General features: G+C 35.6%; 2 protein-coding genes. Both read left to right on the forward strand.

Annotation, left to right across the window (positions count from 1 at the left end; genetic code table 11):
- Positions 1 to 226, forward strand: a 226-nt coding sequence (locus ABUA34_RS14335) for a DUF6572 domain-containing protein (protein ID WP_349823548.1), incomplete at its 5' end; no start/stop codon positions are given.
- Positions 227 to 315: 89 nt separating this feature from the next.
- Positions 316 to 465: a hypothetical protein gene (locus ABUA34_RS14340; RefSeq protein ID WP_156327940.1), complete on the forward strand. Its 150-nt coding sequence runs from the start codon at positions 316 to 318 to the stop codon at positions 463 to 465.
- Positions 466 to 1,107: the final 642 nt, after the last annotated feature.

Below are 1,107 nucleotides of genomic sequence, written 5' to 3' on the forward strand. Positions count from 1 at the left end.
GAAAAATGAGTATGATCATTTACTAAGACTACAAGAAAAAATAAATTCTTATATTACATTCTGCGAGGAACATCAATATAACGAATTTTATGAAGAAGATTTAATAGAATATGCTGTTTTTGAAATCCATTTTAAGTATGAACCAACAAAAAAGGCTATGGATTTTTTAGAACAAGTACAGCGGCAAGTAAATGAACTCGGAATAACAATCGAATGCCATATATAGAATGGGTATTCGTGAGAGAATGCATTGTTCTCATAGCAATTAATGCGTAGGAAACAATGCATTTTTATAATCAAATAGAGAAAAACTAAATGAATGCTGATAAAAAAATAGACGATGCAATACTATTGTTTGATGATGCCATAAAGGAGATGGTGTTGTGTCGCAGGAAGATGATGTTGGAGCTGCGAGTGTGGGAGAAGATGCGAAGGATAGCAGAGATGAGCTTGAAGACATTTTAAAAGCGCTTGAAGTTGGTGGTTGCTAACTTAGATATAGCGCTGTCGTTTGCACCGACAGACTTATGTGCGAGAACTCTTAATTCTTTGACCTGCTCTTTGGTAAAGTGTCCGTGCGAGTCCACTTTGAGCAGATTTGCCAGATGAGTCATATGCATGGAAGCTATCAGCGTCGTTTGTGAATTTGAACGGCTCAATGAGTATTTCATCGTCCGATGAAATTGTAGCGGCGAAATGGTTGAGTTTGGCAATATCAATGCCTACAAAAATTTTCATGAGGTTGTACCCTTTTATAAAGTCTGATACCATGATGTCCACCATCGATTATCATCGTAGACTTGATAGAAATAAGTAATCGGAGTGAAAAACACTCCAGTTGAGTAGTCAAGCTACAGAAAAAATGAAAAGTTCATAGTATATGAATTGTATTGAATCAAGACATTAAAAGAAATATGTGATAATTATCTTTCTAATGTTGGATTTCAGGATCCGGAGGAGTTTGAATTTGTTGACAAATACCTGAATGAGGGGATTAATGGACAATAGAGGAGTTCTTTTGTATGTAGATCTTGGCAGGCTTGAAGATGAACCTTACAGATTGTCAAAGATATATGATACACTTGGACAGTATATTGATGATATCAG

It is taken from the genome of Coprococcus sp. RTP21428st1_C9_RTP21428_210409 (genome assembly GCF_040227395.1).
Taxonomy (GTDB): Bacteria; Bacillota; Clostridia; order Lachnospirales; family Lachnospiraceae; genus Coprococcus; species Coprococcus aceti.

Bases quoted from the DNA above. Each gene is read 5' to 3' on its own strand.
- ABUA34_RS14340 (WP_156327940.1), top strand. From the start codon at position 316: ATGAATGCTGATAAAAAAATAGACGATGCAATACTATTGTTTGATGAT.